The following is a 26432-nucleotide window of genomic DNA, read 5'->3' as shown; positions in this document are numbered from 1 at the left end:
TTTATTTCCAGGATCTGACGCTAACTTTATGAGACGATCCCTTCTTATAATTACGCTGGCATTCCATTGCTTATTTTCATTCGCACAACAAATCAAAAGCGACAGTATCACCGTGGCCATCGAACCTGAATATAATAGGTCCGGCAGGGTACACCGCGTTTTATTCGGCGAAAATTACCGCATTTTATGGGCTACGCCGGTAACACTGAAGGTATTCAGGCTGGAAAATGAAAAAGGCGGCTTGAAAATACTCCAAAAAGGCGGCGGCCTCCAAACCCTCTCGTTGCGCCTGCAGGGTCCGGACGGGCAGCAGTGGGTCTTACGTACCATACAAAAATACCCCGAACGGGGTTTGCCGCCCGGGCTGCGGCCCACTGTCGTCAAGGATATCCTGCAAGACCAGGTATCGGCAGCTCATCCTTTTTCCGCCCTTACCGTTCCGCCGATGGCGGAGGCGCTGGGCATTCCGCATTCTCACCCTGAGATCGTCTACGTCGCAGATGACCCGGCGCTGGGTACCTATTCGAAGGATTTTGCAGGAAAGGTTTTTTTATTCGAGGAACGCGAGCCAGTGGACGTTGAAAAGACCGAAAAAACCGAAAAAGTACAGGAAAAACTAGCGGAAGACAACGACAATCACCTGGACGAAAAATTGGTTTTAAGAGCCCGCCTGCTCGATATGATACTGGGGGATTGGGACAGACATGAAGATCAGTGGCGATGGGAAAAGATCAACGAAGGAAAAGGCAGCTTATACCTGCCTGTCCCCCGCGATCGTGATCAGGTGTATTACAAAACGTCCGGGGTGTTTCCATGGATAGTGTCCCATCAATGGCTTAAATCCAAATTCCAGGGTTATAGCAAAAGCATACGGGACATAGAGGGATGGAACTTCAATGCCAGGTATTTCGACCGCTATTTCCTAAACGGGCTAAGTGAAGCCGACTGGCGTGAACAGATCGCCCTGGTACAAAAGACACTGACGGATAGCCTGATTACAGCCGCCATGGACAAAATGCCCGCTCCCATAGTGAAGCTTTGCGCCCGGGAGATCACCGGGAAGATGAGAGCGAGGAGGGACAACCTGCTCAAAGAAGCACTGGAATATTACCGGTTCATCTCCATCTACGTGGACATTCCGGCAACTGACAAGCGAGAACATTTCAGCCTGACGGAACAGGATGACGGTGACCTGGAAGTTACCATAGAGAAAATAAGGAAGGATAGTTCAAAAAGAGGAAGAACCATCTATCATCGCGTGTTTCAGCCAGGGACCACCAGGGAGGTGAGACTGTATGGCTTCGATGGTGATGACGTCTTCTCCGTCAGCGGGAGTAAACCTTCCTCCATCAAGGTCAGGATGATCGGCGGCGCGGGAATGGACAGTTTTTATATTGACAGGAACCTGCATGGCCGGAGAAGGATCTACATTTATGACCGCTCCGATTCGTTAAATATGCTGCCGTCAGGAAGAGCCGCCAAAATTCGTACCGCTACAGACCCCCTGGTGAACAGCTATGATAGAACCAGCTTTAAATATGACCGCTTCGAGCCGATCATCCTGGCACATTATAACACAGACATCGGCGTATTGCTGGTCGGCGGCTTCTCTTACGAAAAGCATGGCTTTCGAAGTGAACCGTATGCTTTCAGGACAGAGTTGCTGACAAATTATTCCATCTCGCGCAAGTCGCTGTTGTTCACATACACCGCCGATTTCAAGAACGCCATCGGCGCCAACGGCATTAGGATAAATGCCCTTTCCCGCGGCCCCAATAATGTCAGTAACTTTTTCGGGATAGGCAACGGCGCTCCATTTGTCAACAAGGGCGACAAGGACATCCGTTATTACCGGAACAAATTTGATTGGATTACGGGTGATGTATCGCTGTATCATGATTATGGCAACTGGCATGTCAGCGCCGGCCCCGGATTCCAGTTTTACACCAGCCGGGCTGCAGGCAACGCAAACAGGTTTCTTAAGTTCTATGACTCGACGCACGCCGGCGAGGACATATTTGCAACAAAATGGTATGCCGGCTTTGTTGCGGATGTAAACTACGACACCCGGGACAAAAGCACCCTCAGTACCCACGGGCTATATTGGAATACCACGTTTACAGGTATGCAGGGCGTCAGCCACTCGAACAGTACTTTCGGACTGCTGTCGTCAGAGTTCAGTTTTTTGCTCAACCCTGACAGGAACGCGGTATTGATCATTGCCAACCGCACGGGCGGCGCCACCTACTTCGGCACGGCGGATTATTTTCAACAGGTGAAGCTGGGTGGCCCGCAAACTTTACGAGGCTACCACACATGGCGCTTTACAGGGCGAAGCACACTGTACAACAATCTGGAAGTCCGATTGAAAGTCCTTGATTTCACCTCCTATCTCCTGCCGGGAAGCATAGGGCTGATCGGGTTCAACGACATCGGTCGCGTATGGTCGAAAAATGACACTTCGAATGACTGGCACGATGGCTACGGCGGCGGCATTTATATTATCCCGGCAGAACTGCTGCTCATCCAGGCGGCAATAGGATTTTCCCGGGAGGGATCGCTTCCTTATATCTCCATTGGCTTCACATTCTAAAAAAATATAAGATGCCGGCAGCCTTAGGAAAAATGCATTGAATTGTTACCAGGGTAAGGCATTTTTTGTACATTCGTATCGCGCAGGCAAAAAGAAATGCAAGAGCCTTCGGGGATCAACCGGAGGCTTATTATTTGATCTCCTGTGATAAAACAGCTTTTATACGATTGGCTATTCTTTAGCAAGAACAAAATGGCGTAATGAAAATTATCATTGTAACTGGCCCTCCTTATTCCGGCAAGGGTACCCATTGCGAGGTCATAAGCAAGGCAATAGGCTGTATGCACATCTCAACAGGCGAAAGATGCAGGCGGGAGAGATCGGATAGAACGGAGATCGGCTTGATCATATCCAGGTTCGAAGAAAAAGGAGATCTGGTGCCGGACGCAATCATGAAGGATCTTTTCAGTCAGATCATTGACGAAAACAGGAACGAAAATGGGATCGTATTAGATGGCTATCCCCGGACAAAGGCGCAAGTGGATGACCTGATAGCTCTGGTAAATTCCAAAAAAGAAACGATAGACCTGGTTATCAACATTGAAGTGCCCAAAGCCGAGCTCCTGGCAAGAGCAGGTAAAAGGGCAGAAGCTTCTGACAGAGAAGATGACAAGGACCCGCAGATCCACCTTAAGCGGGTTCAGGTTTTTGAAACCTCCACCCGTCCTGCAATAGAATACATGAAGCTATTGCTTCGGGTAGTGGATATAGATGGAACAGGGTCAATTGCTGAAGTAACACATAGGATATCTGAACATATAACCCTTATTTGACCATGAGCTTTCTTAAATCCCTATTTGGCGGCAAAGGCAAAAAACCGGTGCCAGACACTGACCCTATGCCGACCCGGGAGCTTCGTCTCTCCTTCGCACCTTCTCCTGAGAATGGCATCCTGTTCGCACAGCAATTTGTAGGCGCTGTAAAGCAAAACGAAGGCATCGAGCTTGACTATTCTGTTGATACAATAGATTTTGTGGACAAATTCCTGCAAAGATTTAGCGACGAAGGGTTGTCAGTGAACGACTTCGCAGAAACCATTTTCATTGCCGGGAGCTATGTTGGGCAGGTAATGGTCAATAATAACGAAGGTCTTTGGGTCGCACAGGCCGAAGCCGGCCTTCCGGAAGGGGTCACCATGATGCCGCTCGTTATAAAACTGCCGAATGGCACTATCACAGACCCTATCGCTAAGGCATTTAAAAGATTCCATTTTGGGGAAAGCGACGACTTGAAATATTATTATCACGTTTTTACGAGCCCCCGGCCTTAATGTAATACAGGACACCCAATAGGCAATGAGATCCCATTTCCCCTCACCCGTTATCCCCGCCTTACAATAATACAAATTTATGAGAGCTTTATTTCTGATTTTGTTATTCACCTTATCGGCCATCCAAAAAAACTATTCCCAGACCTGCAGCTGCGAGAGCAATTTTCAATGGGTGAAAGCGACCTTCGAAGCGAATGATGCCGGCTTTAAATATATCATCAATAAAAAAGGGAAAGACGCTTATGAGATCCACAATCGTCTTTATCTGGATAAAATAAAACACCTGCCCAATGATCGCTCGTGTGCGGATGCGATCAATAGTTGGATTAGATTTTTCAGGAATGGACATATTGGTATTAACTATTTAAAAGAAGACGTACCGGCAAAACCGATCAAGCTTGAAAAATTCGGTCCCAACTATAATGATTTCATGCAATACCTCGACCGGAAAAACAACAACGATACTTTAGAAGGCGTCTGGACGATCAATGGATATAAGATCGGCATTAAGAAAAGAAGCATCGATTATGTGGGCTTTGTTTTGGAATCGCCCAACAAAGCCTGGGAAGCCAATGAGATAAAAATCGTCTTTAATGACAAAGGCGGGAGCTACTATGCGGGAGACAAAACGGAAGAAAAAGTTACGTCCGTAAAACGCATTGGCAATACATACCTGAAGCTGGGGGAAGCGACGCTGCATAAAGTTTATCCTGCAACAAAGGAGGACGAAAAAGTGGAAAAAGGGTATGCGCAACTGCATGTCAAAAAACCGTTCTTTGAAAAATTAAACGAAACCACCGCCTACTTAAGGATCCCGGATTTCGAGATTACCGAAAAGCCACTGATCGACAGCGTCATCGCAAAGAACAGGGATATCATCCTGCGTACGCAGAACCTGATCATCGATGTAAGAAATAATCCCGGTGGCAGCGATGCGACGTATGAGCAGCTGATCCCATTCTTATACACAAATCCCATCAGAATAGTGGGGACAGCATTCCTGTCTACAAAACTGAATAACCAGCGGATGCTGGAGCTGTCGAATAATATGGATTTTGATGAAGCTTCGAGAAAAACATTCAGGAAATACTACGACCAGCTGGATCAATCGCCGGGAGAATTTGTCAACCTGTCTGAAGAGAAGGTCGATATCGAAAAAAGGGACAAGATCCTCCCCTATCCGAAAAATATAGGGATTATCATCCACCAGGGCAACGGAAGTACGACTGAACAATTTTTGCTGCTGGCCAAACAAAGCAAAAAAGTAAAACTCTTTGGCAAAACGACCCATGGAATGCTTGATATCTCCAATGTAAATATTATCCCTTCGCCCTGCAATGATTTTGAGTTGTACTATGGCCTGTCCAAAAGCTTCAGGATCCCTGACTTCGCCATTGATGATATAGGATTACAACCCGACTATTTTATTGACAGCACCGTTCCCGAGTATGGCTGGGTTGACCATGTCAATAAAATACTAAATGCTGAAAACTAATGTAAGATTCCCGGCATGAAAATTGTATATTTTTACATTCCTGCCAAACTCCAATAACTTCTTCAAGCCGGTTTTCGACGCGCCAGGTACGGTCTCCTGTACTTGATCATTCATTTTTTATAAACGCCTTTTCATGAAAAGCATGCCCCGTCGCATCCACTGCGCCTTATCTATCTCCGTATTGACATTCTCCATTCTATTTGCTTTTACAGCCTGTAAAAAGGACCCACATCCCACGGAGCCGCCCGCGAAAGGGTCATTGGTGACGGAGAGTGGCAACTGCTATCCCTATAGTATACATGGGAATTTTTACAACGGGGTAAAGGCGACGGACAGCGATTACGTCGAGATCTTTGTCCAGGTCACCTCTCCAGGTACTTACAAGGTCACCACCGACCAGCAGAAAGGGGTTTCCTTTTCAGCTTCCGGGGTTTTCAGGGATACGGGCCTGGCAACAGTACACCTCAAGGCCACAGGTATGTTTACCGAACACACTTTCGCTGATTTCACCACCTCTTTCGACAGCACCAGCTGTATGTTCAGGGTGCCGATACACGATAGCGCGGCTCTTTCCATAGCGGACAATACGTGGGAGTTCACGGCAGGAGGACATTTTTATCACGGTACAGTCTTTGGCGTTGCGCTTCTCTTACCCGGAGGCGACGATCCCACTGCCTACTATGGATCCATGCAGGGCTACTCGGATACATCGCTGACGATAAATATTGGATACTCGGTGTATGATACGGTAAATGCCTGCTTCCGTCCAACGTCAGGCGGTGTTAACATAGCGCACAATTCCTTCGACTTTACAACGTCCCGTTTTTCCACGGATCCGCCCGTTCACTTTGCAGCAAATTATAAGACGGAGGCCGTCGGAGCAGTCGTAAATATCATGCCTTGCTCGGATGTTATGACTTTTAATGGGACGGTGCTGGATGGGAATAATAATGTCATACCTATTACCAATGCACGGCTTAGATGCAGTAATGTGAGACAGGATTACTTGCACTAGCGACACCGTTTTAGCCAGCCTGCCAGGTTTGAGGTGATAAGGATCAGCCATCCCCATGACAGTCGTTATACTACAGGAAATATAAAGTAGTATTATTGCAAAATTTTTGTCATGAATGGCTTAGTGCTCTACAGAAGCAGGTATGGCGCCACGCGGCAATATGCGGAGTGGATAGGGACGGACCTCAGATTACCCGTCATTGATCCCGACATGCTCAATGATCAGCTGCTGGCAGGGTGTGACTTCCTGGTCATCGGCACTTCCGTCTACCTGGGAGATCTTCTGCTGAAAGCCTGGTTGAAAGGGAACAAACATCGCCTTGAGCAAAAAAAACTGTTCTTTTTCATCGTATGCGCGCCCTCTCCTGACGCGTCCGGGCATGGCCAGATAATAATGGACAACATTCCCGGTGACCTGCTCCGGCCTTCCACCGACATCGTTTTTCTGCCGGGAAGATGGATTTTCAGGCAGCTCTCCCCGACGGATGGCCGCGTGCTTAAGGAGAAAGCCCTGGCAGAGACCGACCCGGCCAAAAAAGCAGCCTTGTCACAGGACAGCGATGCCGTAAAAAAAGAGCATATCGCCGGATTGCTGGATGCCGTCAGATCGTTCAATCAAAGCATAGAAATGTAACCCCAGGGCCTTGCTATCGATACTTTTTAAAGATCTCCTTTAGGTTTTCATTGGTGTTGAAACCCAGGCTGGCGTTTACTACCTTACTCTCTTTGTCAACCAATACATAGTGGGGAATGCCCGTTATCTGGAATTTGGACGCAAGGTAGTTGAACTCGTCCTGCTTCAGTCGATAATGTTCCCCTTTTATAGTAGGGATCATATTATTATACGTTTCCACCGGTGAGGTTTCGTTAGTGATATAGACAAAGACGATGTTCTCGCCTTTAAGCTCATCTTTTAAAGGTCCTATTTCCTTTATTCCAGCCCTGCACGGGCCGCACCAGGTAGCCCAAAAGTCCACATATACCAGCTTCCCACGGTATTTCGCCATGATCGAATCGAATATTTTATCGGCTGCCACCAAGGGTGTCGTATTGACGGAATAGCCGCTGGCATGTTTATTGGCAGCTATCTGCCGGATGGTCTTTCCGTTCTGTTCAAAGATGTAGTTCCTGATAAACGGATCTTTAAGGGCGGCTGTTTCCATCTTTAAAGAACTGTCGTCTTTCGGCGTCAGCCTTTCCACTATGGCGGACAGTATATCCTGCGACCGGAAAATATCTATCGTCTGCTGGCCGCTGGATAGAGACAAGGCAGAGTCAAACTTGTGGTAAAAGAATTCATCAGAACGCTGTTGTACAAAATTTTGAACAAAAGCATGGTGCGAGGAAAAGAATGTTTTCAATAAGGTATTCGCATCCATGTCGGCTGAGTCCGATCGGACCCCAATACCATCCGGGGTCAGCCGCTCATATATCCGTCTGTCGTTGTCCGACAGTGGTATGCCCGATTTTTTCAACGCGTCAATCATTTCTCTATAATTATAAATATACCGGAATTCTGGACGTAATGGCTCAGCAAACTTAACCCGGTTGATAAAGGTAGAATAGGAAGTGGAGATATATGCCAAAGGGTCGTTGGCGATGGCGGGCGTGATAAAATTGAAATAACCGGCGGGATAAGCCGGAGCGTCATGGTAGATATAATGGTACTCCATGGCGACGTTTAAATAATTATAGCGTGCTTCTGTTTGTCTAACCTGCAAGGCCTTTCCGCCTATCTCTCTCCGTGCATAAAAAGAATCGATGATCCGCCGCTCTCTTTCTCCGCAATTAAAAACGTAGGCCTTAAAGCTATCAGGGGCCATCACTGGTGCTTTTGACACCCGGTCGTAATCGAATAGGCGCAGGTCCTTTAACTTTTGCAGATCCTCGTTGATACTTGCCAGATCGTCCATGAACTGCGCCTCCTCCCCTCCGAGGATAACAAACAGCCGTTTTCCCGGCTCCAGGTACACCTGATCATGTGAATTTCCGTATACTGTAAAGACCTCTTGCGGATTATAAAGGGGAATTTCCTTGCTGAAATGACCGTCCGGCGCAATCTCGATCAGGACATTTTCCTGCTGGCCCGTCAAAATGTTGTTCACATACACCATCAAATTCTTCGGGCAACGCTTCTCTTTATAGTTCTTGACATAGCCGCCGAGGAGGGCTGTTCCCTCTTTGAGAACGGGCGCCGTATAGAGGGCATCATCGTGCCGCATCGTGCAGCCTTTTTTGCTGTTGACGTATACGGCGGACAGGCCATGTCTCGTGATCCGGATAGCGCTATCCGACAGCCGGCTGATGAGCAGCGCTGTTTGCTGCTGTTCATTCCGTAGTGTGACCGTGTAACTGTTCTTATCTTTTTTTCTAAAGCTGCCATAGTGAAAGATCATCCCGCCCGATATAGCAACATTGTCATAGAAGGCATAGGTTGTTTCGCCGGAATTGCGGTCATACCATTCCGTGCTTAAAAAGTCGGGAACGAGAGAGGCGGCGGGACGAATCAGCTGTATGTCGTATATTTTCCAGCCGCCGGATACGTCTTCGCCATAGTCAATGACAGCGGTATTTTTATGGATGGCGGGGAAGCAAACGGCATAGCTGATTACGCCGGAGTCAGGCATATAATATTGCTGGTTGAAGGGTATGCCTTCTGTTCGTTGAACATAGTATTTCACCGTGTCGCCGGCGGGCTGGATATAGGTATTGGCAGGGATCCTTATCCAACTACCCGGAGCGGCCTTTATCCTGAAGTAAAGGACAGTTACCGAGTCACGCAGCTCGACACGGGTGGTCGTTAGGTTGGAGCAATTCTCTTTGAATCCTTCTCTCGGATGGAGTACTGTCCGTTGAGCAATGGCAGGAAAGGTGGCAGCCAGCCCGATACAGAGGGCAAGCAATGGAAGATATTTCATAAATGCGGTTAAGGAAAAACGATAGTTATTGTATGGGATTGCCGTGGTTAAGGAAGTAAATTACTTAAGCTAGCCATAGCGTGCAAATATTTTATACAATTTAATCCCCGGGACGGGAATTAGCTATCGTTTAACCCCGACGTTAATGTCATCTTAACACAACAAAACGCTGCACCGCCCGGGAAGTGGTGGAGGACAACCGTGCATAATAGACGCCCGGAGGAAGTGCCGGAGCGAAATGAATGGTAGCCCCCGATTGAACGGAATTACTGCGGGCTACCACCACCCCCAGGTTATCGAAAATGGTAAGGGCATATCCTTTATCTGACGCAATATTACTCCTGATGGTGATCGATCTTCCGTCCGAGGGGTTGGGGAACAGGATGAACCCCGGCCCCTGGCCCTGCTCTTCAGCCGGTCGCCCGTTGGATGGAGCCGCCAGCACAGGCAGCGTGGTTTGCGTGGTGTTGGTAGAGCCCCAATAAAAATTATTGGAAAGGTTGACCACGGAGAGTGTGCTCCTGTTCACCTGGGGATTGACAGGAGTCCCGGCATTGGTTGCCGCGGCGCCCGGCGCTGCAGCTGCCGCCAGTGTCAGCCGGAGGTCGGCAGTTGACCATACCAGTCCCATGCCCGTGCCTTCGGTGCGGATGGCAAACGGCGTTCCGGTGCTGCTGATCCCTCCGCCTGTCGCAACCGTCCAAAAGGAGTTCGATCTCACCTGGATAGGAGTCCCTGCATCCGAAAACGATACAGTGGAGGCGCCCGAAATACTGGTATGGCTTACCTTGATGGTGCCCCCGGCAGAAGTGAGGCCCGAACTGCCGAGGTACAGGGGCCGGTAGTTGGCGGCATCTCCCATGGGAAAAAGACTGGCAGTCGAACCCAGGGTAATTGCCGAAGTGGGAAACCACCGCTGCATGCTGCCACCGTAAAGCCAGCTGCCGGTCGAGCGGGATAACGCCCCTGTACTGGACGCGGAAGTTCCAAGCGTAAGCGCATACCCATTCAGGTTGACCAGCCCCGAGGTCAGGGCGAGATTGCTGCTCACGGCCAGGTTGTTGGCGCTGACATGCACCCCGGAACTATTGTTGACGGTAAAGTTGTTAAAAACATTAGAGGTGAGGCCCTTAATGTCCTGCGTAGCGCTTCCGGCCATGATGACGCCGGCCGTGGCGGCAGTCGAATTGTCCGTAAACTTCCCGTTATTGGTGAAGTCACCGAAGATGCTTAAGGATGCCGTCCCGCTGGCAGCGATGGTCACCGACGAGACGGGAGAGGTGTTGCTGATGGTGAGATCCCGGCAGAGGGCCGCTGTCCCGGCATTGACGGCAGGCATGTTGGCGATGCCGGCCCCATTCGTGATGACAACATCGGTGGTGCTGCCCGGAACGACATTGCTGCACCAATTGCTGGCAGTACCCCAATCATTGCTGGTGCCGCCTATCCAGCCGCCGCCCGGCAGGACAGTGAACTTGACGGCCGCGGAAACACTGGTACAGGAGCCACTGGTGGATTTCACTTTCACTTTGTACCAGGTGGTTTGCGTCAACGCGGGCGTTACATAAGTGGAATTGGTGCTGACGCCCGACGCATTGACGTAAGTGACATCGTCGGTGCTCCTCAGCCACTGATAGGTCGGCGAAGTAGCGGAGTTGACGGACGTCAACGTACCAGCCGTGCTTCCGCTGCAAATATTCTTGCTGACAGGAGTGATCGTATTGGTAAAAGAACAAGCCAGGGCAGTGGCGGAGCAGGGACCCGTGTTACAATCATTAGTTGTGCCAAAGATCGTAGAGCCCCCGTTGGAGGTAAGCGAGCCCGTGGTATTGATCGTCCCGCTGCCCCCGACAGTGATGCTTCCCGTCTGGTTGGTAAAATTCCCATTGACGATCAGCGCTCCGTTGATATCGAAGGTGCCGGAGTTGTTCTTATTGATGAGGTCGCCATTGATGATGAGGATGCCGCCTGGCTCTACGATCACATTCAGACTCCCGCTGTTGTTCAGCTGCGTGTAACCAAGGATCAGGGTGCCGTATACGGTGATGGTGCCGCCGCTGAACAGGTTGGGCGTTCCGGATGTACCTCCTTCAAAACTGACTGTCATAGCGGAGTCGATCGAAATCGTATCGGCCCCCGCATTCGGGTTGAACGTGTAAGCTGTTCCACCTGGCTGATCGATGGCATTGCTGTTAAAAGTCCATTTGCCCGTGGGAGAAAGACTGGCGTCCAGGGTAAGGGGATTGTTTACATTCACCGTTCCACTTGCTGCCGGCGTCGCTCCGCCGGACCAGATGGTGGGATCACTCCAATTACCGCTTGCTACGGTATTCTGTGCGAAAGAAGCGATCGTGAACATCAGGAGACAGGAAAAAATAAGGGATTGTTTCATAAGAATACACTGGATTTCTTTATTCTGGGAATAAAGGGCTTAAAAATGTTGCCAGTTTGTATTCTTATGATTATCAGCCAATAATGAAGATTTTTTTTGGGAATATTGTTTCAGGATTGGAATGTCATTCCCAATTTGGGCAATTGATACAGGTAAACCTGTAGAGAATCCTGAAGCAGGATTTATCTTCTTTTTATATATTCAGCTATTTCAATAAAAGGCGCCACCCACACCTGCGATTCGTTTTGTTTTAAGAACTGCAACAAGGCACGGTGTGCTTCCGAAGATATATTGATGTTATGGTCTCCCCCCACTCCATGGAAAACAAAGACCAGCAGTGCATGGCTTTCCATTGCTTTTTTTACAGCTGCGATCAGCTGATCGCCGGAATTTCCGTTCGGCCCCATCCATTGGATAACCACGTTGCCAAAACCATTTACATCATTTGCATCTGGTGTAGCATCCCTTACTGCTGCAAAATTATTTTTCACCTGGTACAGGTAGGAAGAATCCCCAATCTTTGTATCACCGCAGGGACAGGCCAATGTCCTTTTTGTTTTGCCATCAGTAGCTTCCAGCAAGGCGCTGTTCATTTTTATCTCATCCGTCATCCGCTGCATGGTATAACTATTCAGATCATAATCGGGTTTTACCCATTCACGGCCCGGTCGCTTTCCATAACAGGGATGAAACATCGTGTGATTGCCCAGTTCGTGCCCCTCGGCTGCCGCTCGTCTCCACTCAGGGATACGTTTGGTGAAAGCATCAGAGGAACCAATCAGGTAAAAAGTACCCTTGAATCCCACTGAATCCAATGCCGGGATCACCTTGTCCAGATCAATATTCAGTGCATCATCGTATGTAAGCGCAACAGCACATTTTTTATTTTTCCAAAGTGTACTGTTTTGTGCGCCAGCCGGAAAGACTTTACATAAAAGGCAGGTGATTAAGATGGCTTTTGCAATCTGCATGGCTTATAGGTTGTGGTATGATGGATGAAGTATCTCTAAAATAGCACATTATTGCCTTGCTCCGAAATTATATTGTTTGACAACCAGGAAATAGATACATACCATGAAGGTCACTATGGCAGACAAGAGAAAGGTCATGCTTGCTCCAAACTGGAACCAAATTACCCCTGCTATGGAACTTGCCAGCAAACTACAGATGCTTTGGAATCCTGCATAGGTACCAATGGCCGTAGCTGTATCTTTATGCGGGGTGATATTGCTGATCCAGGCTTTGGCTACGCCTTCCGTGGCTGCCGCATACATCCCATACAGGAAGAACAGCACATAAAACAGGTACGCCGGGGGTGAAAAAGCCATTCCAATGTATACGATCGTAAAAAGGAGCAGTCCTGACAGAAATACAAATTTCAATCCGATCTTGTCAGCCAATATCCCCATAGGATAGGCAAATGCCGCATAAACAAGGTTGTAAAAGATATAAACCCCAATCACCTGGCTATCGTTTAACCCTGCCTGCTTTGCTTTTAAGAGCAAGAAAACATCAGAGCTGTTGAAAAGCGCAAAAATTAATAACCCGGTGACTAATCTTTTATAGGCCGCAGGGCTGGATCTCCAATAATGAAGGAAAGAAAAGAACGGCGTTTTTCCGGAAGGGGCCTTGACGCTTTCGGATCTGTCTTTTAGCAGGAAAGAACAACCCACTGCCAACACACCGGGAGCAAGCGCAAGAACAAACAATGCTTTATAATGCTGTGGATGCCATTGTAAATAGATCAATGCCAACACAGGGCCGATCACTGCTCCCAATGTATCCATTGAACGATGGAAGCCAAACACCCTGCCCTTCGTTGCAGGGGAAGCTTCTTCAGACAGCACCGCATCCCTCGCCCCTGTGCGCAGCCCCTTGCCCAGGCGGTCAATAGTGCGGGCAAAGAACACCCATAAAGGAGTGACCAAAAAGGCCAGCAGCGGTTTTGAGAGCGCGCTTAGTCCATAACCCCATTGCACAAAAGGCATACGTCTGCCCGTACGATCGGATAGTCTGCCAAAATAGCCCTTACTGAGTCCCGCTGTCGCTTCAGCAACCCCTTCCAATATGCCAATAAGTAAAACGGAGAATCCAATACTCTTCAGGTACAAAGGCATAATGGGGTATAGCATTTCACTGGCGATGTCCGTAAACAGGCTTATCATGGAAAGTATCCAGACTGTACGAGTAATGATCTTCATGCTTTAAAAGCTATGGCCGGATAGACAAGGCATGATAAAATATATTTAAAGGGTCCCATTTGCTTTTAACTTGCTGCAGACGGGAATAATTGCCATTATAATAGAGGCTATGCCAAGGCACGCCCGACTTATTCCATTTCGGATCGGCAAAGTCGGTATCAGGATGATTGATCATGCTGCCGGCAGTCTGCTCATTGGGAACAGGGACACCGCCTGAAGTCTTAAAAAGCTCCTGATAAAACTCCCGCACCCAGGCCAGACTGGCAATTTCCCCCTCAGGGTTTCCCCATCCTGTATTACAGGCAACATCGAGGATACAATCCCTTTGAGCGGATGCAGTCGCATCCGACGCTACTTTATTTACCTGACAGCCATAAGTTGCCATACCTAAGCCGCCCCCTACAGGGTCACTCGTATTCAGATATTTGTAAATGGTTGCGATCTGACTGTCTGTAAAAGGCCGTCGAAAGAACGCATCCTTTAGTTTCGCTTGTACGTTATCAAAGCCGGGTTGGAACAATTCCGGAAATGGGTTCAGTGCAAAGCGCAGCCAGGGGCTTTCCTCGATCTGTGGTGTACAAATCAGATCCGTGCCGGCTGTTATTGCGTTCAAATGACCCATGATCAGCTCATTGGCTTTTGCACCAGCTGTAGAAACACCCTTTATTTCCAACTTACTCAAATTACGATGGTTAAGGAAAAGCAAACTAAAAAGCTGTTTGTACGGGGAATCAGGCGCACTATGCTGCAGTGCCCATTCACCGAAGTTTTGCACCAACCGGGAAAATATCGCTTCAGTAATGTCCTTCCATTCCCATGAAACCCGAAAAGTGGTGATCGTTGCCGGCGCTTTGGGCAGCGCGAGCGCCGGATCAGACCCCGCAGCGCCCGGAGACCTGAGCCAGTAACGGGTTACGATACCGAAGTTGCCGCCGCCACCGCCGGTATGGGCCCACAAAAGCTCACGGTTAGGATCATTTGCTTCGCGGGTGGCGATGGTACGATGTGCCTTCCCGGACGCATCCACGGCCACCAGCTCTATTCCATAAAGATGGTCTGCGGCCAACCCGTGTTCCCTGCAAAGAAAACCGAAAGCGCCGCCTAGTATATGACCGCCGACGCCAATGTCCGGATGTTCGCCTGCCGGCAGCACGACTCCCCAACCCAGGAACAGTCTCCGGTACATTTCACCCACCGTAGCGCCAGCTTCGACCGAGAAGGCCGATCTTTCAGTATCATAGCAGATGTTTGTCATAAGCGACATATCTACAAGTACCTGTACGGCAGGGTCTGAAACGAAACCTTCCAGGCAATGGCCGCCGCTGCGTACCACCAACCTCCGTTTACTGTTGACTGCCTCCTGTACGGCATCCACCACCTCATCGGCAGACTGTGGCATATAGATGTATTCAGGTTTCCCTGTAAAACGCTTATTGAACCGTTTGCCCGCAAGATCAGGATAACGGACATCTGCTGCTACGATCTTTTCCATATGTTTTCAGATTTATTGTTTGGTAATTAATCCAGCCAGGTAAGCTTCCAGCTTTTCGACATTCTGCTTTTGTCCTTCCACTACCCTATGCGCCTTAGCCACCTCGATAAATTGTTCACGGGATTCAAAAAGCATGTGCCAGTTGATAACCGTTTGGTCGCCCTGCTCTTCGAACGTAATGGTGGCAACTAATCTTGGATACGAGACATGTTCGTAAACGATCTTCTTGTGCAAGGCTACTTCCCTGAATATGCTTTTATTGATATAGTCCTTTCCGTCCGGACCGTGCATTACCAGGTTCCATTCGCCCCCGGGACGCATATCCATAGTGGAAATGGTGTTGGTAAACCCGGTAGGGCCCCACCAGTTAGCGATATGTTCGGGCTGTGTCCATACCTCCCAAACCAATGCCACCGGAGCGTTCAGCGTCCTCGAAAGAAAGATCTCCCTGTCTTTGGTATCATTTGTCATGTTTTTCATTTCTCTGTTTTTTTAGTTGTTCTATATATTTTTCCAACTTGTCCAGTTTATTCTCCCAATGTTGCTTGTATTGATCTACCCACAACGAAACTTCGCTCAGCTGATCTAACCTTGCTTCGCAAAACCTGTCCCGGCCTTGTTGCTTAACAGTTACAAGGCCGCAATCAATCAGGATCTGGATATGCAGCGATACAGCCTGGCGGCTGACATCGAACTTTTCTGCAATGGCGTTTACATTAAGCGGCCGGGAAGCGATCATATTGATGATCTCTCTCCTGGTGGGGTCGGCTATTGCCTGGAATACATCGCGTCTGGCTTTCATGATATGCAAGTATGTGCCTGCAAATATATATGCAAGTATTTGCTTGCTCAAATTTATTTTCATCTCCCCGGCAGCCTGACCTTTTCAAAATTGTATTTTTAGCCCTCAACCTCGATTTTCATCTTATGCAAAAATTCAATTTGACCCTGGCAACACTCCTCTTGATCACAATCCTTTCCTTCGTCACTATACCTTCTTCCTGCCAAAAACTCATCCCGCTGCCCAATTTCAAACAGGAGTGGGTGCAGGATTACAAACCTTTCCGTATCGCAGGTAACCTCTACTACGTGGGTTCCTATGACCTTTGCAGCTACCTGATCACGACGTCCAGGGGCCATATCCTCATCAATACGGGTCTCCCCGGATCTGACACCATGATCCGCAGACATGTGGAAGCGCTGGGATTCAAATTCTCGGATATCAGGATCCTGCTGACAAACCAGGCACATTTCGACCATGTAGGCGCCATGGCTGCCATAAAAAAGATGACGGGCGCCAGCATAATGATAGATGATAAGGATGCCCCCGTGCTTGCAGATGGCGGCAATTCGGATTATACCATGGGAGGCAAAGGCCCCATCTTCCAACCAGTGAAGGTGGATAGACGGCTGCACGATCAGGATACCGTAAAATTAGGGGAGATGCGGATTGTCTTACTGCACCATCCCGGCCACACCAAGGGGTCCTGCAGCTTCCTTTTCGATGTGAAGGATGAGGCGCGCAGCTATCGCGTGTTGATCGCTAATATGCCAACGATCCTCGAAGAGACAAAATTTCCCGGAATGCCTTCGTACCCCGAAGTGGGAAAGGATTATGCATATACTTTGGAAGCGATGAAAGGCCTGCAATTTGATATCTGGGTTGCCGCGCACGCCAACCAGTTCGACCTGCACAAAAAGCATGCGCCGGAGGATGGCTATCGTCCGGAAGCCTTTTCTGACCGCGCAGATTACGATTTGGCAATCAGTCAATTGCGGGACGCCTATCTGAAGCGGATCAACCCATAGACAAAACATAGTCCAACGCACAGACCCTGTCTCAAATACTATTTTTCAGATACCTTGTAGCTGATCAGGTAGTAATGGGGGGAAGCGCTTAGAAGTTTCCTGGTTTCTTTTTCATCGCGGGATAAGTCAACCACCCCGCAAAATCGTTCAACATTATTTTTTGGGTCATACCAGGAAGATGCACAGACTAAAAGAGGGGTTTCGCGGTTGAGCACCCAATCCGTTTTACTAAAGCGGCGCCAATTGTAATACTGAAACTTCCGGGTCTGTCTTTTCGCAAGCCTTATTCTGTCAGACCCTGCATAAGTAGTTAATGCTAAAATTATCGAGCTGTCATTCTCATTTCTCGATAAAAAGGTCAGCTGATCAATAAAATCAGTAAATAACCCATGATGAATATCCAGGCTACTGTCCTTGAAATAAGTATAGGTGTTCTTTCCGATGGCATACAAATCTATTGAACGGCCTTTCTTCCCGTCAACATATTCATCAACGGTGACGGACAGCTTATATTCCTTCGCAAATGAAGCAAGCGGAAATTTAAACACCTGGACCCCGGCCAACTCCAGTGCCTTTAATAAATCCGTTTTGCTGATAAAGTCTGACTGATAACTATTGTAGGGATCCTCCTTCTGCGCCGGGCTACGAGCATCTTTTAGGTAATGCTGGCCATTTAAATTACTACATACAAAAAGGCCTATTACTACGACAATCTTGTGCATGACGCATCCTTTTTAAATTCGTTGATAATAAAATTTGCAATGCAATATCAGCACCCTCCAGACCTTCGGCAAAATAATTAGACGGGCGCCCGGTTATTTTTGACAAGCCGCCGCCCATCCCTATTAGTCTAAGAAAAAAGGGCGTTTGTCTAAAATGCGGAATGATAATTACAGTATAGTTTCATACATCCATTTTTTAAATTAACTTCAATGTCATGGAGCGACTGCGAATGACCTGGACGGTTGCAGGATTCTTTGTTTTCTACTTCTTCCTGCTGCAATTGGCCAACGACTGGCAGTATCGTTCTATGCTGGATGGAGGCGACCCCTGGAAAACCTTTAGATATCGTCTTATTACCATACCCCTTACAATGCTGCCTTATTATCTATATTACAGGTGGCAGGTACCCTTGCTATTAAAAAATAAGTTAGGCAGGTTTCTTTTGTCAGTCCTCCTGTTTATTGTCCTTTTTGATATCTATCTTCATTTGACGGATTGGTTAGCAGGAAACGCTCTTTCCCCATCCGGTATGCCGGGCAAATATCCCATGCTTACCTGGAAAAACTATCATTTCCCCCGGCAGTCGCTGCACTTCACCTTCATCAACCTATTTGCCCTTGCCGGTTTTGCCTATTTCCTGAACAGGTGGGAGGCAGAGCGTATCATACGACGGCTAAAGGAGCAGCAGCTTCAACTCCAATTGGATTACCTGAAGGCGCAACTGCACCCGCATTTCTTTTTTAATACCCTGAACAATATTTACAGCCTTGCCTTGTACCAGTCAGAAAAAACCGCTCCGATGGTGGATAAGCTATCCCAGCTGATGCGTTACATCGTTTACAATGGCAAAGAAAACAGGGTACCGCTTCAAAAGGAAATTGAATTCCTGCAAAATTTCGTACAGCTGGAAAACATCCGGCATGACAACAGCAGCCTGATATCCTTTACTGTACAGGGTGATGTTCGTGGAATATGCATTCCGCCGCTACTTTTTATGCCCATAATGGAAAACGGCTTTAAACACGGATTGAATGTCATCCATAATCCATGGATGGAGGCCGGAATGCTCATAGAAAACAATGAAATTATTTTCGAGGTAAAAAACAGCCATACCCAAAGTACGCCTCCCGGCGACTCCGGCATCGGTCTTGAAAACCTCCGGCAAAGATTAGAGCTGCTGTATCCAAACAAACATACCATTCTGGTGCAGCAGACAGCGCATCAGTTTGAAGTAAATTTAACGTTGATGCTCTCATGACGTACAATTGCCTGATCATAGATGATGAACCTTTGGCAAGAAAGGTTATTGAAAAACACCTTCAGTCCTTTCCGCAGCTGAAAGTATGGGGGTCAGCAGAAAACGCGATAGCCGCATTCCAGCTGCTGCATACACAAACTATTCACCTCCTGTTTCTGGATATTCAAATGCCGGCGATCAATGGCCTGCAATTGCTCCGGTCGTTGAAACATCCACCGGCAGTCATATTTACCACGGCCTACACCGAATATGCAGCTGAAAGCTATGACCTTGACGCCCTGGACTACCTGGTAAAACCTGTGGGCTTCGAAAGATTTGAACGAAGCATCAGGAAATTCCTGCACGACACCTCATCCGACGCATTGGAAAAGACGAAGTTTTTTTTGGTAAAAAAAGACGGCAAGCTTAATAAAGTTCTTTGCAGAGATATTCTTTACATCGAATCACGGAAAGATTATGTCATGCTATACACGGCCAACCAGTCCTATATCAAGCATATGACCATGAAATCCATCGAAGAGCTCCTCGGAGAAGATCAGTTTAAAAGGGTTCACCGCTCCTTTATCGTCGCTATGCCAGCCGTCACAGAGATGTATAACAATGCCCTGAAAATAAACAAAAAGACGATCCCTATTGGTGAAAAGTATAAAAAAGAGGTGCTGGGATCTTTCCGCGACATACCTGGTAACCTTAAATTTTAATTCATAACTATTTAAAAGACCGATTTATGGAAGTTGCACAAATTCTGGCACGCATCAGCAGGGGACGCACTGATCTTATTCTCGATCTTTTCGATCAACCAAACTGGAAGGAACTATTACAGGAAGGGCAAGTAAAACCTTTGCAGTGGCTCGTTTATTATAATGACACAACGGGGCTGAAAGCAGTTTTAAAAGCAGGTGGTACGCTCGATAGCATTAATCTACACAAAGAATTAGGACATGCGGCTTTCTTCGGACATTGGAAAGTTTGCGACTTTTTAATAAACAATGGTGCAGACGTAAATGCCCATGTTGACACTACCAATGAAACTCCATTGCATAGCGCACTTTCAAAAGCCGGCAGGCCTTACTATTTCTACACCGTAAAATTGCTGGTTGACAAGGGAGCAAATGTCAACGCCAAAACAATTCCGGGAATAGAAACGGGCGCTTTTATGCGTGACGTAAGGACCAAAGGAGAAACGCCGCTACACAGAGCGGCGGCTTACGCGGATGAAAAAACAATTTCCTATTTAATAGAACATGGCGCAGACAAAACAGCCAAAGATGCTAATGGCGACTCACCTTTGAGTTGGGCAAGTGAGCACTTACGACCAGGAAATATCTTGTCATTATTAAGTTATGGCAAGTACCATATTGGCGACAACCATAAAGCCGTCAATACAAGCGACCATGGACAAGGTTGGGGAAATAGCATGGACTGGAAACTATTTGGAGAATACTTGCCGGAAAAGGATTAGGACAATGTTCTCCTGGGCCAAACACTGCGCAAATCGCCGGGATGAGTTCGATCCCTTGTTGTAATTTTACTAAAATGAAAGCCATGGCGGTCATCCCGATATTGCTGGTCCTGCTGTCATGCAACAACAGGCCGGATACGACGCATTTGGAAAAAGATATCTTGCGCCTGGAAACGAAGATCCCTTTGCCGGGCGTAAAAGGAAGGATTGATCATCTGGCCTATGACCCGGCAGGACACCGTGGATTCATAGCGGCGTTGGGAAATAACACGGTGGAGGTAGTCGACCTGGCCGGCAAGACCCGGGCACATACGATCCCCGGGCTGCATGAGCCCCAGGGAGTGCTGTATATTCCTGCATTACAGCGCCTGGTGGTCGCCAATGGTGCAGACGGCAGCTGCGTTTTTTACAATGGCCAAAATTATACAGAAGGGGGGAGGGTCACATTGGGTGACGATGCAGATAATGTCCGCTATGGTGGCGGACGGTTGTATGTCGGATATGGTAGTGGGGCCATTGCAACGATCGACCCCGGGCAAATGAAGAAGATGGAAGACCTCCTGTTGAAAGGGCACCCGGAATCCTTTCAATTGACGGGTGCAGGGCGATTATTTGTCAATGTTCCGGAGGCGGGGATGGTAGTGGCCGCAGAGATGGGCACAATGAAGGTCACCGACACCTGGAAAAACAGCGGGGCGTCCGCCAATTTCCCGATGGCATTGGATGAAGAAGGCAATCGGCTTTTTATTGGCTATCGCCATCCTGCCCAGGTGCGGGTGCTGGATACCCGGACGGGGAAGCTCCTGCAATCGCTGCCTTGTGTCGGGGACGCTGATGACCTGTTTTATTCTGCAAAAGACAGCCTGCTTTTTGTTTCGGGAGGGGAAGGCTTCGTGGATGTGTTCCGGAACAATGTCCTGATCAACCATATCGCTACAAGAAAAGGAGCCCGCACCAGCCTTTGGTTGCCGGATCAGCGGCAGCTGTTGCTGGCTGTCCCCGCCAGCGGAAAAGACGAGGCTGCCTTGTGGATATACACGCTGGGAATCCCGACTAAATAGTGAATCATGACTAAAAAAAACTGATTATCGCTCTGCGCTAATGTAATTGAACATTTTATCCCTCGAAATAACAGAATGATACCCTAGACACTGACATTTTTGGAACATAATTTGCAGGTTTGGCCACCGTGTCATTGAGCGCGGTGTTCCTTTTTTACCTCGTTCACTTGCTTCGCATGCTCGACGGAGAGTCACCCTGTCATTTTATCTTTTTTTGGCTGTGCTATTGCCCGTTCGGGTAAATATTAGTGCTGCCGCAGGATCTCAATATCTTTTTGTTATGAGAAAAATAGCCGTGTCCCTACTACTCGTTTTAACGTATTCGTTGCTTTTAGCCCAGAATGTACAGGTAAATGTAGACCTGCAGTCCAACCGAAAGCCGGTTTCCCCTTTTATTTATGGAAGGAATGGTTCTATATCAGATGACCCTTCCAACCCGACCAGCCCGGCCACCTGGCAGCTGTATAAAGATGCAGGCCTGAACTTCTACCGTGAAAACGGCGGTAATAATCTATCCACCTACAATTGGCGGCTTAAACTAGCCAGCCATCCCGACTGGTACAATAATGTATACAAGCACGATTGGGATTTTGCCGCTGCATCGTTGCAACAAAATATTCCCTCGGCACAGGGCATGTGGGGGTTCCAGCTTTTAGGCCAGGCGGCGCTGACCACTGCCAATAACTTCAATGACTGGGCCTATAACCAATCGCAATATTGGTCGGGCCTGGGCCAGAACCTCGCGGGCGGCGGAACCCTTAACCCCGCCGGCGGAAGCCAGGCCCTGGTCAATGGCGATACCAGCCTGTATCTGGAACACTGGAATGAAGATTCCACCACAGGCATCCTGAACCATTGGTTTGGCAGCGGCGGACAAGGTTTGGATTCTACGCATCTCCGCTACTGGAACATGGACAACGAAGTGGAAATATGGTCCGGTACGCATGATGACGTGATGCCCGTTCAATTGGATGCGGAATCGTTTATGCAGCGTTTTTTCGCCGTAGCGAAAAAGGCGCGGGCCCTCTGCCCTGGTATTAAGCTGAGCGGCCCGGTGAGTCCCAACGAATGGCAATGGTATGCCTTTGGGGCAGGGCCGGTGACAGGGTCCGACGGCTTTCGTTATCCCTGGCTGCAATACTTTATCAAGCGGCTGGCCGAAGAGCAGCAACGAACCGGTATACGTCTGCTGGACGTGATCGACCTGCATTTTTATCCCGGGAGCACCAACCCCGCCGACATTGTGCAGTATCACCGGGTATTTTTTGACAGCAGTTATGCATATCCGGAAGCCAACGGCGTACATCTGGTCAATGGCGGGTGGGATAATTCCATACAAATTGAAGATGTATTCGGAAGGTGCCAAAACTGGCTGAACCAGTATATGGGGCCGGGCAACGGGGTGACCTTTGGCGTTTCGGAAACGGCGGTCAATCTCAATAACAATCCCAATGCCCAGGCGGTGTGGTATGGTTCCACCTTAGGTGAATTCATGAAGCATGGCGTGGAATATTTCTCGCCCTGGAATTGGGAAAAGGGCATGTGGGAAACACTTCACCTGTACAGCAGGTATAATAAAAAAACCAGCATTCAGGCACTTTCCAACGACGAGCTTAATGTATCCGCCTACGCCACGGCCAGTGATGCCAATGATTCGATTACGGTGGTGCTGGTAAACCGGTCGCTTACCCTCTCCAAAACCGTTACGGTAAACCTTGCTCATTTCACCTTGCCCAACCAGCCAGTCCAGGTACTCACCTTGTCTAACCTTCCGGCAGGAACCGAAACGTTTATTTCGCATACCAACAACGCATTGCAGTCCTCCACCATAATGCCGGCCAGCGATACCAGCGTGCAAGTGACCCTGGCGCCGTTGTCGATCAGCTCGCTGCAGCTGACGGGCAGTTTACCGGTCTTGGCAGTTGGCCTTACTTCCCTGACGGCAGTGAAAGAAGGTAATGACGTTCGGTTGGATTTTACGGTCAGCGACGACCCTGGGGTAATATCGTTTTATATTGAAAGGAGTGCTGACGGGGTAACATTCAACCCCATTGGTACGGTTGCCGCTACTGCGACCATACCCGGCAATGCCGGTCTGGAAAGGAACTATTCTTATTATGATCGCAGGCCCCTGCCTTCGGTAGACTATTATCGGCTGAAGATCGTCGACCGCAGTGGCAGCTATACTTACAGCAGAACCATAGCGGTCGCATTTGATAATGCTACGGGCATCACCGTCTTCCCCAATCCGGCAAACGATGTATTATACGTTCAGTTGCCCGCCCAGCAGGGACCCATCGAATTGGAGTTGCATGATGGTGCAGGCAAGCTGGTCAGGGCGATTCGATTACCATCGGCAGGCGGAGTCATCTCCACGTCAATTGATATCAGCGACCTTGCCAGCGGCGTATATTATTTGAGTGCCGGGGGAAAGACCCTGCCAATCGTAAAACAATAGGCGAATCGTTGGCATCGATTCCCCGCGCGCCTTTTGAACAAACAAATTGCGCCTTTTAAACAAACGGCCCTGTTGATGGATGGGGTAATTTTGGCTTGTCAAACGTCAAAATTATGATTCAATCAGATCAGGTCCTGATCACCGGGGGATCAGGCTTTATAGCCAGTCATTGTATGGCCGGACTCCTAAAAAAAGGCTATCGTGTAAAAGCATCCTTGCGTTCTTTACACCGTATACCCGAGGTAAAAGAGTTCCTGTCCGTCGCCGGCGTTACCAATTTTGAACCATTATCCTTTGTTCAGGCCGACCTTTCCGATGCGGCAGCCTGGAAAACGGCTGCGGAAGGCTGTCGTTATGTAATACACACCGCCTCACCAACGCCGAATTTCATTGCAAAGCATGAAGACGAGTATATTGTGCCGGCTGTTAATGGAGTAATGCATGTATTGCGCGCAGCAAAAGCAGCCGGCGTTGAGCGGGTAGTATTAACATCTGCTTTTGGCGCCATCTGCTATGGGACTGACAGGAAAAGACCTTACACGGAAGAAGACTGGACCGACTTGTCAAAAGACATACCAGCGTACCAGAGATCGAAAACCATGGCTGAAAAAGCAGCGTGGGAGTATGTAAACGGCGAAGGCAAAGGCCTTGAGCTTGCCGTTGTTAACCCGGTGGGCGTTTTAGGACCTGTGCTTGGCGCAGATTATTCACATTCGATCCAGTTCATCAGCCAGATGCTGAACGGCCAGCTTAAAGGCGTCCCCAGGATTAAATCAGTGTATGTCGACGTTCGTGATGTAGCCGATCTGCACATCAAAGCCATGACCCATCCGGAAGCCCGTGGTCAGCGTTTTCTGGCCACGTCCGGAGAATCCGTTTCCTTATTGGATATAGCAACTATTCTGCGAAGTGCATTGGGCAATAAGGCAGCAAAGGTCCCGAAAAAAGAGGTGCCTAACTGGATACTCAGGCTGGTGGGATTGTTCAATCCAAAGGTGAAAATGATTCTCCCGCACCTGGGTATGGTGAAAGATGCCAGCCACGAGAAAGCTACCCGGCTGCTCAACTGGCATCCTACAACCAATAAGGAGGCCATTGTCGCAACTGCGGAAAGCTTGATCAGGCTGGGGCTGGTGAAATAATCCTGGTTGGCTGTTTTCCAAATACAAGCTGCGTCTTGCAGGCAAACTTAATATATGCAACAATACAGAACACTGGGTAAATCCGGCTTGCGGGTAAGTCCGCTTTGCCTGGGCGGCATGACTTTTGGTGAAGACTGGGGCTGGGGCGCAGACGAGAAACAATCGGAACAGATCATCAGGACTTTCACCGACGCCGGCGGAAACTTTATTGATACCGCCAGCGTTTATACCAACGGACATTCTGAAAAGATCATCGGTGACGTAGTAGGCAGCCAGTCAAGCCTACGCACAAAAACAGTTATCGGTACAAAATTCTCCGGTAATATATATCCCGGCGACCCTAATGGAGGCGGCACAGGAACCAAAGCCATCGTAGCCAGCTGTCATCAGTCGCTTAGACGCCTTCAGACCGATTATATCGATCTTTTTTCTATCCATCAATGGGATTGGAATACGCCATTGGAAGAAGTCATGCGAACGTTGGACAATCTCGTCAGCAGCGGAAAGGTTCGCTACATCGGTGTAAGCTATGCGCCGGCGTGGAAAATAGCGCAGGCGCAGACATTCGCGGCTTTAAAAGACTGGACACCGTTTATTGCCTTACAAGTTGAATACTCCCTGCTGGCCCGGACCATTGAAGACGAATTAGTTCCAATGGCGATAGAATTGGGCTTGGGAATTACACCCTGGTCACCATTGAAAGGAGGCCTGCTCTCTGGAAAATACAATCCTTCCATGGAGGATCAAAGCGCAGGAACCCGCATGGGAGACACCGGCCGTAAAGTTACGCTCTCAGGGAGGGAAATCGCAATGCTGGACCAACTGCGTAAAATTGCAGATGCGCATGACACCACTGTCGCGGCCGTTTCGCTGGCCTGGGTCCTCAGCCGGCCTGGAGTTAGCGCGCCTATCATCGGCATACGCAAGCAGGAACAACTGGAAGCCAACATTGCCGCTGTTGACGTGGATCTTTCCACCGATGAAATAAGATCACTGGACGATTTGTCAAACCCGCCGGCCTCTTTTGTAACCGAATATCGCGAAGCGGGGCGCATGTTTCACCATGGCGGCATCGAAGTCAACGGATATAAGCCTGCCGTATTACCGCTTACACGGAACATGGTTCCCGGCAGGTATTGACAAT

22 protein-coding genes are annotated in these 26432 nt (G+C 48.7%); 14 read left to right on the top strand and 8 right to left on the bottom strand.

Going from position 1 to position 26432, the window contains the following annotated elements; translation table 11 throughout:
• Window positions 1–28 precede the first annotated feature (28 nt).
• From Q4E93_RS19055 to Q4E93_RS19030, 6 genes are all read left to right on the top strand, one after another.
• Window positions 29–2593, top strand: a complete 2565-nt coding sequence (locus Q4E93_RS19055) for a BamA/TamA family outer membrane protein (protein WP_303587899.1) — start codon at window positions 29–31, stop codon at window positions 2591–2593.
• A 200-nt stretch (window positions 2594–2793) separates the two neighbouring features.
• The gene (locus Q4E93_RS19050; RefSeq protein WP_303587897.1) at window positions 2794–3366 is read left to right on the top strand and encodes an adenylate kinase family protein; all 573 of its coding nucleotides are present in this window, start codon (window positions 2794–2796) and stop codon (window positions 3364–3366) included.
• Between the two features lie 2 nt (window positions 3367–3368).
• Window positions 3369–3863 carry a hypothetical protein gene (locus Q4E93_RS19045; protein ID WP_303587895.1) on the top strand — a complete coding sequence of 165 codons (495 nt, stop codon included), beginning with the start codon at window positions 3369–3371 and terminating at the stop codon, window positions 3861–3863.
• A gap of 79 nt (window positions 3864–3942) precedes the next feature.
• The gene (locus tag Q4E93_RS19040; RefSeq protein ID WP_303587893.1) at window positions 3943–5358 is read left to right on the top strand and encodes a S41 family peptidase; all 1416 of its coding nucleotides are present in this window, start codon (window positions 3943–3945) and stop codon (window positions 5356–5358) included.
• 133 nt (window positions 5359–5491) lie between these two features.
• Window positions 5492–6373, top strand: coding sequence for a hypothetical protein (locus tag Q4E93_RS19035; protein WP_303587891.1), 882 nt, complete (start codon window positions 5492–5494; stop codon window positions 6371–6373).
• Between the two features lie 111 nt (window positions 6374–6484).
• Entirely contained in the window at window positions 6485–7006 is a 522-nt protein-coding gene (locus Q4E93_RS19030) for a flavodoxin domain-containing protein (RefSeq protein WP_303587889.1), read from the top strand.
• 13 nt (window positions 7007–7019) lie between these two features.
• Here the strand turns inward: Q4E93_RS19030 and Q4E93_RS19025 are convergent, their stop codons facing one another.
• The 7 genes from Q4E93_RS19025 to Q4E93_RS18995 form a co-directional block, all read right to left on the bottom strand.
• Window positions 7020–9290, bottom strand: a complete 2271-nt coding sequence (locus Q4E93_RS19025) for a TlpA family protein disulfide reductase (RefSeq protein ID WP_303587887.1) — start codon at window positions 9288–9290, stop codon at window positions 7020–7022.
• A gap of 148 nt (window positions 9291–9438) precedes the next feature.
• Window positions 9439–11682 (bottom strand): DUF8696 domain-containing protein, encoded by a 2244-nt coding sequence (locus Q4E93_RS19020; protein ID WP_303587885.1) that lies wholly within the window; start codon window positions 11680–11682, stop codon window positions 9439–9441.
• A gap of 182 nt (window positions 11683–11864) precedes the next feature.
• The gene (locus Q4E93_RS19015; RefSeq protein WP_303587883.1) at window positions 11865–12653 is read right to left on the bottom strand and encodes a polysaccharide deacetylase family protein; all 789 of its coding nucleotides are present in this window, start codon (window positions 12651–12653) and stop codon (window positions 11865–11867) included.
• Between the two features lie 48 nt (window positions 12654–12701).
• A complete protein-coding gene (locus Q4E93_RS19010) occupies window positions 12702–13883 on the bottom strand; it encodes an MFS transporter (RefSeq protein ID WP_303587881.1) in 1182 nt (393 codons plus the stop codon).
• A gap of 10 nt (window positions 13884–13893) precedes the next feature.
• The gene (locus Q4E93_RS19005; RefSeq protein WP_303587879.1) at window positions 13894–15375 is read right to left on the bottom strand and encodes an FAD-binding oxidoreductase; all 1482 of its coding nucleotides are present in this window, start codon (window positions 15373–15375) and stop codon (window positions 13894–13896) included.
• A 12-nt stretch (window positions 15376–15387) separates the two neighbouring features.
• Window positions 15388–15855, bottom strand: coding sequence for an SRPBCC family protein (locus tag Q4E93_RS19000; RefSeq protein ID WP_303587876.1), 468 nt, complete (start codon window positions 15853–15855; stop codon window positions 15388–15390).
• Window positions 15836–16177 (bottom strand): ArsR/SmtB family transcription factor, encoded by a 342-nt coding sequence (locus tag Q4E93_RS18995; RefSeq protein ID WP_303587874.1) that lies wholly within the window; start codon window positions 16175–16177, stop codon window positions 15836–15838. Before Q4E93_RS18995 ends, Q4E93_RS19000 begins: the two co-directional genes overlap by 20 nt.
• Window positions 16178–16302: 125 nt before the next feature.
• Here Q4E93_RS18995 and bla point away from each other — a divergent pair, with 125 nt between their 5' ends.
• Complete coding sequence (bla, locus tag Q4E93_RS18990; RefSeq protein ID WP_303587872.1) at window positions 16303–17184, top strand: subclass B3 metallo-beta-lactamase; 882 nt, start codon at window positions 16303–16305, stop codon at window positions 17182–17184.
• 38 nt (window positions 17185–17222) lie between these two features.
• Here the strand turns inward: bla and Q4E93_RS18985 are convergent, their stop codons facing one another.
• Complete coding sequence (locus Q4E93_RS18985) at window positions 17223–17906, bottom strand: DUF5041 domain-containing protein (protein WP_303587870.1); 684 nt, start codon at window positions 17904–17906, stop codon at window positions 17223–17225.
• Between the two features lie 215 nt (window positions 17907–18121).
• Between Q4E93_RS18985 and Q4E93_RS18980 the strand changes: the two genes are divergently transcribed.
• The 7 genes from Q4E93_RS18980 (at window position 18122) to Q4E93_RS18950 (ending at window position 26428) form a co-directional block, all read left to right on the top strand.
• Window positions 18122–19165 carry a sensor histidine kinase gene (locus Q4E93_RS18980; protein WP_303587869.1) on the top strand — a complete coding sequence of 348 codons (1044 nt, stop codon included), beginning with the start codon at window positions 18122–18124 and terminating at the stop codon, window positions 19163–19165.
• A complete protein-coding gene (locus tag Q4E93_RS18975; RefSeq protein ID WP_303587867.1) occupies window positions 19162–19866 on the top strand; it encodes a LytR/AlgR family response regulator transcription factor in 705 nt (234 codons plus the stop codon). Before Q4E93_RS18980 ends, Q4E93_RS18975 begins: the two co-directional genes overlap by 4 nt.
• 26 nt (window positions 19867–19892) lie before the next feature.
• On the top strand, window positions 19893–20627 hold the full coding sequence (locus Q4E93_RS18970) for an ankyrin repeat domain-containing protein (RefSeq protein WP_303587865.1): 735 nt from the start codon (window positions 19893–19895) through the stop codon (window positions 20625–20627).
• Window positions 20628–20710: 83 nt separating this feature from the next.
• On the top strand, window positions 20711–21688 hold the full coding sequence (locus tag Q4E93_RS18965; RefSeq protein WP_303587864.1) for a YncE family protein: 978 nt from the start codon (window positions 20711–20713) through the stop codon (window positions 21686–21688).
• 280 nt (window positions 21689–21968) lie between these two features.
• Window positions 21969–24146, top strand: a complete 2178-nt coding sequence (locus Q4E93_RS18960; RefSeq protein WP_303587862.1) for a glycoside hydrolase family 44 protein — start codon at window positions 21969–21971, stop codon at window positions 24144–24146.
• 113 nt (window positions 24147–24259) lie between these two features.
• The gene (locus tag Q4E93_RS18955; protein ID WP_303587860.1) at window positions 24260–25288 is read left to right on the top strand and encodes an SDR family oxidoreductase; all 1029 of its coding nucleotides are present in this window, start codon (window positions 24260–24262) and stop codon (window positions 25286–25288) included.
• Window positions 25289–25342: 54 nt separating this feature from the next.
• Complete coding sequence (locus Q4E93_RS18950; protein ID WP_303587858.1) at window positions 25343–26428, top strand: aldo/keto reductase; 1086 nt, start codon at window positions 25343–25345, stop codon at window positions 26426–26428.
• Window positions 26429–26432 lie beyond the last annotated feature (4 nt).

The sequence above is a fragment of the Flavitalea plasmicola genome (assembly GCF_030546645.1).
Classification (GTDB): Bacteria; Bacteroidota; Bacteroidia; order Chitinophagales; family Chitinophagaceae; genus Puia.
This window is presented reverse-complemented; position numbering and strand designations above follow the sequence as displayed.